This window comes from Yersinia sp. LJYL362 (genome assembly GCF_048323875.1).
This window is the reverse complement of record NZ_JBLWEX010000014.1, coordinates 1-8,347: the sequence shown is the minus strand read 5'-3', so window position 1 is coordinate 8,347 and position 8,347 is coordinate 1. Positions and strand designations below refer to the sequence as shown.

Below are 8,347 nucleotides of genomic sequence, written 5' to 3'. Positions count from 1 at the left end.
CCATAACTCGTTGATTAACTGTGTTTTTAGGTAATTAGATATAACCAAAACAGTGCAATAGCACCATTTAGGTGCAAAGTCATTTCAATTTGTTTCTTTTTTGTTCTTTTGAGTAGTTAGATTTGTAGAATGGAGTGGATATCACACTTATAATCTATTTTTTATATATCCAAAGCCATTTATCGACTATTTAAAATACAAATAATCAAGGATGAATATCCTATTTGGTGCAACAAAGAAAAGAGCAAAGTATAAATAGCATTAATAGGTTTATGAAAAGTGTGGTTTTAGATCGTCGTTAATTAGATAGATTTTATCAAATGGCAGATGAGTGATATAAAATTAAATAAGATATTTTTTAATTTAATGCAGAGAAAATGAACTATTGATGTTGGGAAGTCACTTTTTTACATACCCAAAGAGATATATCTCTTTAAATTTAGCTTAAGTAAAACGCCCTGTGGTGATATTAACTTAAGTTACTATCCAGAGCGGTATTAGTCATATATACCTGTCATACTTCAAGCTGCATGTGCGTTGGCTGCTTTAGTTCACCCCAGTCACTTACTTATGTAAGCTCCTGGGGATTTACTCTATTGCCGCCTTCCTGCAACTCGAATTATTTAGGGTATAGCCTTACTTATACTTGTGGTAACTCATTCTCATCCATTTGCACTAACATGATGCCTGCACGCAATCCCAACGCAACTCGCGGATTGGGAAACAAGATCCACTCATACTCATGCTCAACGCGATAATGCTCATTGAGCTGTTCTGTCATCAATGTTCCTTGCGGATAACGAGTGAAGTTTACCGTGTCATCCGCCACCCACAGTTTAAAATCAGCATGTTGCTTTAGGAGTGATTTCACGACACGATAAAATATCATTGGCTCGGTAGATCGAGTAGGCAATTGCTCTCCGCTGACCAATGCACGTAAACCCTCAGTGATCGGACTAAACTGTTCGAGCTGATTTTCCCCAAAGGGTAGCGCTTTACCTAATTCCAGCGTGCAACTTGCCGCCTGATAAAACTCGCTACTAAAATGTGCAAAGGTTCCCCCCGCCGCGGTGTGCATGACTAAAGCCTCTAACTCACTGTCGTTTAGCCAACGTAACATTGCCGCGCAGTAAGGCGTTGTCCGGTAAGGTAACAAACCAAATCGACTATGATGTGAACCCCGAATGGCCGTATGTAAATCATAATGTAAACGTAAAGAGTGCGAGCCAGTTGCAAAGAACTCCCCGACATTTTGTTCGAGAATTTCAGCCCGTCTTGCCTCATCAGCGGGTAAATGATCTTTATAACGCCCACCAAACATGCGATTGATGTCTGAGGTGAGATAGCGCTCCCCGGCTCTGATAGCTGGCGGATTACCTAATATCACTAACAAACGCACTGCTAATGGCAGCTGACTAGCTAATAAATCAGAGACTAATTGGTTCAGAATCTCAATCGGGGCAGTTTCATTGCCATGGATACCGGCCGAAAGCACCACTGATTGCGAATAAGTTCCGTGGGGGATGAGCATCAATATCCCTTCATCCCGCCATTGCCATTTAAGGTTTGGTGTTTCACCATGGGTGACTTGCGGTGGATGACCCGATAGGGTAACCGACAGAAAATCTAACATCATCGCCCCTTCCATTTGCTTATACCTTCTCATGGCGTCTACCGTTCGCTGCTTGATATTGCTGTTAATGACGCTGGAACGGGTATATCGAACCCAAGTTGAGTATCTTGGTCAACTCATCCAATGCTTGTCGCCCCTCTTTTAACAATTGTGGGTCAGCCAAGTCTTTGAATTTCAAACGATCGCGATAGTGCTGGTCGACCCAATTATTCAGCGCAACAAACAAAGCGGGAGTCATCATCACTCTGCTATTTACTGCCGCTAACTCAGTGTCATTGAGCGCAACACGTAGCCGTAGGCAGGCCGGACCACCACCATTGTGCATACTTTCGCGCAGGTCAAAGACCCGGACCTCATCAATCGGACCGCCGCTATTTATCAGCTCAGACAGATACCCCCACACCGCCGGACATTCCTGGGACTCTTGTGGAATAATCAGCAGCATCTTACCATTGGGTTTACTCAGTAACTGGCTGTTAAACAGATAGCTCGATACTGCTTGCGCGACAGAAACTTGTGCGGCGGGCACTTCAATGGTCAACAGTTGTTGCTCAATACGCCCCATTTTGCGACGTAGGTTTTCCATTACCTGGATATCGGGCACGAAGGCATGTTGGTGGTGGAATAACACGTTTTGATTACTGACCGCGATAACATCATTGTGGAACACACCTTGGTCGATCACCGCCGGATTTTGTTGTACAAAAACAGTGCGTTCAGGATCTAACATGTGCAAGCGTGCCACGGCTTCGCTAGCTTCTAACGTTTGGCGTGCAGGATATCGGCTGGGCATTGCCCCACTTTCAAGCCCTTGACGGCCATAAACAAATACCTGAATCGCCGGGCGGTCATACTCTCCCCCTAGGCGATTATGATTCGCTGCACCCTCATCACCAAATAGCTCAACAGAAGGCAATGCATCGTGGTGAACAAAGTGACGGTGATTATTAAAAATGCTTTTTAATATTGCTGAGGTTGTCTCTGCCTCGATGGCGCGATGAAATTTATTATTTAAATTTGCAACGGTAAAATGAACTCGCCCGTCAGCGCTGTCAGCGGAAGGCGATACTGTTGCAGCATTCGCGGTCCACATTGATGAGGCGGAGCTGACCGCCGACAATAACCGCGGCGATTTGCGCGCCACTTCACTTAATACTTGTTCATCTGAGCCACTGAAACCCAACTGGCGTAGAACACGTATTGCAGGACGTTCCTGCGGTGGCAGAATCCCCTGTTTATAACCTAAATCGGCCAGCGCTTTCATTTTGAGCAAACCCTGCTTTGCCGCCAGTCTAGGGTTGGAGAGTGTATTTTGATGCTTGGTGGAGGCCTCATTGCCAAAAGACAATCCGGCATAGTGATGTGTCAGTCCAACCAATCCATCGAAGTTAACTTCATATCCTGCCATGGTATTCTCCGTTCGCACCTATGAGCTAATCGGGTAAATGGGCTAATCGGGTAAATCGAAAGAAATCCCCGGCGACAAGGTTGCGGGGAGTGTCAGACTTTCACTTTCGAGTGATGCCATGGGCCAGGCACAATAATCTGCGGCATAAAACGCACTTGGCCGATGATTCCCCGAAGCCCCAACCCCGCCAAATGGCGCCGTACTGGAGGCTCCGGTCAAAGGTTTATTCCAGTTAACAATACCCGCACGGGCTTCCAATAGCAGTTGTTCAAACTGTTGCCTGTCTGCTGAAACCAAGCCAATGGCTAAACCAAATCGGGTCTGATTGGCTATTTTTAGTGCCTGGCTAAAATCGGTGTAGCGAATAACACTCACTAGCGGGCCAAAATACTCTTCATCAGGCACCTCGCTGATACCGGTGATATCAATGATACCGGGGGTCAAAACCGCACTTTGGCTGTCAGGTCGGGTCATGGTTAATAAGGCTTCCCCCCCTAATGCCAGCAAATGTTGCTGTGCTGCCAGCATTTTTTCAGCCGCTTGAGATGAAATCACCGCCCCCATAAAAGGAGCTGGTTGACTATCCCAGCGCCCAATACGCAGCGCTTTACTCACCGCAACAAAACGGCGTAAGAATGCATCGCCTTCAGCGCCACTTTTAACTAACAGGCGGCGCGAGCAGGTACAACGCTGACCGGCAGAGATAAAAGCTGACTGAATCGCGAGGTTGACCGCTGCATCACAGTCTTTGACCTGCTCAACAATCAGGGCATTATTGCCCCCCATCTCCAGCGCCAGAATTTTCTCCGGCTGGCCAGCCAGTTGCCGGTGCAAGTGGTAGCCGGTATTGGCACTGCCGGTAAACAGCAAGCCATCAATGTCAGGTTGAGCCGCGAGTGCTTCGCCTGTTTCACGCCCCCCCTGAACTAAATTGAGCACACCATCAGGAATGCCTGCCAACTGCCATAACTTGACGGTTTCCTCAGCGGTCGCCGGGGTCAGTTCACTGGGTTTGAACACCACGGTATTGCCCGCTAACAAAGCAGGAACAATATGTCCATTGGGGAGATGTCCGGGAAAGTTATAAGGGCCAAAAACTGCCAATACGCCATGTGGCCGGTGCCGCAGCACTGAGATAGCGTCCGCCATCGGCGTTTGACTGCTACCGGTTCTGGTTTGATAGGCTTGCAACGAAATAGCCACTTTGCCCACCATCGCCTGCACTTCTGTCAGGGCTTCCCATTCTGGTTTGCTGGTTTCCAGGCTAATCGTTCGTGCCAATTTCTGCTTATTTTGTTCGAGCAATACGGCAAAACGCTGAATAATCGCCACTCGTTGTTCCAGTGGCTTTCTAGCCCAAGCGGGGAAAGCATCGCGCGCGGCACGGCAAGCTGCGGCGACATCCGTGCTATCAGCCGCTCGCGCTTGCCACAATAATTGCTGATCCATGGGGTCATATTTATCGAAATGGGCACCTTTACCGGTGCGCCATTCCCCCTGAATAAACAGTGCATCATGGGTCATTTTTTGGTCTCCGGTGCAAAAAGGCTGATTATCCGAACCACATCCCCCGCCACAACACCCAATGCCGCTGCATTGTCAGTGGTTAAATGCAGAAGTTCGTCTGATAGATGGGTGTTAATTAATATGGAACGAAAATCTTGGTAACGGTCATTGGCCACTAAATAAGCGCTGCCACTTGGGTCAATGTCAATATCATCAATAACCACTTTTCGCTGGCTGCTATCGCGCACCGCCCGCACTTCGTCGGTGTTGGCTTCCAATGTCGGCCCACCATCAAAAATATCGACATATCCCTGATATTGCAGGCCTTCAGTCTCCAGAACCGCGCGAGCAGGTGCGGTGTGAGGATGAACCTGGCCTATCACCGCACGGGCTTCTTCTGCTAAAAAATCTACATACAGCGGGTGTTTCGGCATCAGTTCAGCAATAAACGCTTTTTGCCCCGTTCCACTCAGGTAATCGGCTTTAGCAAATTCGATAGAGAAAAAATGACGACCGACATTTTCCCAAAATGGTGAACGGCCTTGTTCATCGGTGTAACCACGCATCTCAGCAATCAATTTACGCGAGAAGTGCTGGCGAAATGCGGCGATAAACAAAAAACGAACTTTCGATAAAAAAGGGCCGTTTTTATCTTTACGATATTCAGGGTCAAGAAACAGTGTGCAGAGTTCGCTATAACCAGTGTGATCATTGCTCAAAAATAGCGTCGGCACTGATTTGTACACATTGAGGGTTTTAGAGGCATGAACCAGTGTTCCCACGCGGAAGTTATACCAAGGGTCATTCATCCCAACAGCCACTTCTATAGCACTGACGCCCACGACTTTCTCTCGCTCAGTGTCTTCTAAGACGAACAGGTAACCTTGATCACCCGCAGCCAAAGAACCTTGCCAGGTATTTAATGCGCGCTCAATTCTGGCGGCGAGATGTTGCTCATTTTGTGGCAGTGAGGTCATGCCAACGCCAGTTTTCCCAGCCAACTCCAGAATATCGGCTAAATCACGGCGCTCTACCGGGCGAACTCTCATCATATTCAAGGTCCTTGCTGACTGCCGAAGTATTACGGCTGATGTATTACGGCTGATGTGTTACGGCTTCGCCTTACGACAGACCTGCTCAATACCCATAGCAAGTCGGGCCAAGCCCTGTTTAATATCGTGCTGAGAAATAATCAGTGATGGTGCAAAGCGGACAACATCGGGGCCAGCAATCAAGGCGATTAACCCATGTTGAGCGGCAGCCTGAATGATATCTTTGGATTTGCCGGCATAATCACTGTTCAGCACACAACCAATCAGCAACCCACGCCCGCGTATTTCGGCGAAAACCTTATAACGTGCATTGATATCTGCCAACCCCTCCAGGAACCATTGGTGCCGCTCTTTCACGCCCGACAATACAGCTGGTGTATTGATGAGAGATAAAACAGTGCCCGCCACCGCACAGGCTAATGGGTTACCGCCATAAGTTGTCCCGTGACTGCCGACATTCAGTGCGCTGGCATATTTTGTGGTCGTCAGCATAGCGGCTATTGGGAACCCGCCTCCAAGTGCTTTGGCGCTGGTCAGGACATCAGGGGTGACGCCATAGTGCATGTAGGCATACAATTCACCGGTACGGCCAACACCGGTTTGTACTTCATCAAAAATCAGTAACGCATTATGGCGATCACACAATGCGCGCAAGCCATGCAAGAACTCGCTATCGGCAGGTAAAACACCGCCCTCGCCCTGAATCGGCTCAACAATCACCGCACAGGTTTGATCGGTAATAAGGGCTTCGGCCGAGGCCAAATCATTGAAAATTCCGTGGCTAATTCCCCCCGGCAGCGGAGCAAAATCCTGCGAATATTTAGGCTGGCCTCCCGCTGAAACGGTGAACAGTGTCCGGCCATGAAACGCGTTTCTAAAGGCAACAATCTGGTTCTTTTCGCCCTGTTGTCCCGGTTTATTAGCAAAGTTATCCAAGGCATATTTACGCGCCAATTTCAGTGCGGCTTCATTGGCTTCAGCCCCTGAATTACAGAAAAATACTTTTTCGGCGAAGGTGGCATCAATCAGTTGTTTTGCCAGACGCAATACCGGTTCATTGGTATAGCCATTGCCCAAATGCCATACTTTGTCCGCTTGCTCAATCAATGCAGCTTTTACAGCCGGATGCCCATGTCCCAAGGCATTGACGGCAATCCCTCCCGCAAAATCGATATAAGATTTGCCCTGTTGATCCCACAGTAATGCCCCTTCGCCGCGCACCACGATAAAATCTGCTGGAGCATATGTTGGGACTATCCATTCATCAAAAGACTGTCGGGTAACCGGGATTGGCTGTTCCATAGTGGCCTCTTTAATCAGCGTAAATAAGGGTTTGAGAGACTTGTTGTTTGAGAAGCTTATTGTTAGGAGCCCCCTGCCGCCCGACAACAATCTCTTATTCTGTTAACAATAAAGAATGAAATATATTCACCTGATATAAAGTGTAGAGCAGCTTTCGTGCCATACCGTTCGCAATGTGAATAAAATGTATAATTTCCATTAAAACAAAGTTTTAAAATGCATAACTATGCAAATCGTGCGCATTCATACTGTATTTTGATGAGTAAAGTGACCAATTAGGTAGGTTTGTTTCGAAATTGTATGCATTGGAAACCAATATTGATTTTTGCTCTATCAGATCACACTTTTGCAACATAAAAATAACACTAAAGATTCTTCGCGCCCTATAAATGAGCAGTCAGTGCATCAATAAAGTGCGTTTCTGCTACTGAAAAAGGAGAATTAAGGGATGGGCAAAGCCGTTTATGCATAAAAAAAACAAAAAATAAGGCCGTGAGTTCAACAGAAGATCATGTGGTTATGGCCCCGTTTTCTGGAGCCATCAGTATTAACCAATTAAAGAGGGGAAATAGCGGGGTTAACGCGAGCGGTTATCAACACCACGGGTCAATTGAGTTATCAGTATAGCCAGAATTCGGATGGCTTTTTCGCTTTGGTCCGACCAGGCAAATGAAGCATTGAGGCGAAAACAGTGATCAAACTGGTTGCCGGTGGTAAACATCCGTCCCGGCGCAATACTGACGCCCTGCGCTAACGCACGCTGGTACAACTCGCTGGCATTGAAAGGTGGCTCTAATTCCAGCCACAGGAAGTAACCTCCAGATGGATGGCTGATTTTGACATTCTTGGGAAAGTGCTCAACCACCGCCTGGCGTAGCGCATTTAGCCGCTGTTCCATAATACGGCGCAACCGGCGCAGATGAGTGTCGTATCCCCCTTGGCTGAGGTAATCGGCAATCGCCAACTGAGTCGGAACACTGGCCGAAACAGTACTCATCAATTGCAGATGTTGCACCCGCTGCGCATGTTCCCCCGCCGCCACCCAACCCACTCGAAACCCCGGAGCCAGACATTTCGAAAAAGAGGAACAATGCAAAATTTGGCGGTGTTGGTCGAGGGCTTTGGCTGGCAAGGGGCGCTCCGCACCGAAGTACAACTCGCCATAAACATCATCTTCAATCAGCGAAATATTATTCTGTTGCAGCAGCGCCACCAGCCGTTTTTTCTGAGGCCAGGACATGGTGCTACCAAGCGGATTCTGGAAGTGTGTCATTAACCAGCATGCCTTGATCGGGTACTGGCTGATGACCTGCTCAAGCGCATCGAGATCCATCCCATTTTGCGGGTGCGTGGTAATAGCAATAGCTTTTAAACGCAGGCGCTCTATGGCCTGTAGCGCACCATAAAACGCTGGAGATTCAATAACAACCCAATCTCCGGGCTGAG

The 8,347-nt window shown here is 47.9% G+C and carries 6 protein-coding genes; all 6 read right to left on the bottom strand.

What is annotated here, in order from left to right; all coding sequences use genetic code 11:
* Positions 1-640: 640 nt before the first annotated feature.
* Entirely contained in the window at positions 641-1,633 is a 993-nt protein-coding gene (astE, locus tag ACNSO8_RS00560; protein ID WP_418393507.1) for a succinylglutamate desuccinylase, read from the bottom strand.
* Positions 1,634-1,697: 64 nt separating this feature from the next.
* Positions 1,698-3,041: an N-succinylarginine dihydrolase gene (gene astB, locus ACNSO8_RS00555; protein WP_418393506.1), complete on the bottom strand. Its 1,344-nt coding sequence runs from the start codon at positions 3,039-3,041 to the stop codon at positions 1,698-1,700.
* Between the two features lie 42 nt (positions 3,042-3,083).
* Positions 3,084-4,565 carry a succinylglutamate-semialdehyde dehydrogenase gene (gene astD / locus ACNSO8_RS00550; protein ID WP_418393505.1) on the bottom strand — a complete coding sequence of 494 codons (1,482 nt, stop codon included), beginning with the start codon at positions 4,563-4,565 and terminating at the stop codon, positions 3,084-3,086.
* Positions 4,562-5,599, bottom strand: coding sequence for an arginine N-succinyltransferase (astA, locus tag ACNSO8_RS00545; protein ID WP_418393504.1), 1,038 nt, complete (start codon positions 5,597-5,599; stop codon positions 4,562-4,564). The genes astD and astA overlap by 4 nt, the downstream gene beginning before the upstream one ends.
* Positions 5,600-5,656: 57 nt before the next feature.
* Entirely contained in the window at positions 5,657-6,901 is a 1,245-nt protein-coding gene (locus ACNSO8_RS00540; protein WP_418393503.1) for an aspartate aminotransferase family protein, read from the bottom strand.
* A 577-nt stretch (positions 6,902-7,478) separates the two neighbouring features.
* On the bottom strand, positions 7,479-8,347 hold an 869-nt coding region (locus tag ACNSO8_RS00535; RefSeq protein WP_418393502.1), incomplete at its 5' end, for a PLP-dependent aminotransferase family protein.

Bases quoted from the DNA above. Each gene is read 5' to 3' on its own strand.
- astD (WP_418393505.1), bottom strand. From the start codon at position 4,565: ATGACCCATGATGCACTGTTTATTCAGGGGGAATGGCGCACCGGTAAA.
- ACNSO8_RS00540 (WP_418393503.1), bottom strand. From the start codon at position 6,901: ATGGAACAGCCAATCCCGGTTACCCGACAGTCTTTTGATGAATGGATA.
- astA (WP_418393504.1), bottom strand. From the start codon at position 5,599: ATGATGAGAGTTCGCCCGGTAGAGCGCCGTGATTTAGCCGATATTCTG.
- astB (WP_418393506.1), bottom strand. From the start codon at position 3,041: ATGGCAGGATATGAAGTTAACTTCGATGGATTGGTTGGACTGACACAT.
- astE (WP_418393507.1), bottom strand. From the start codon at position 1,633: ATGTTAGATTTTCTGTCGGTTACCCTATCGGGTCATCCACCGCAAGTC.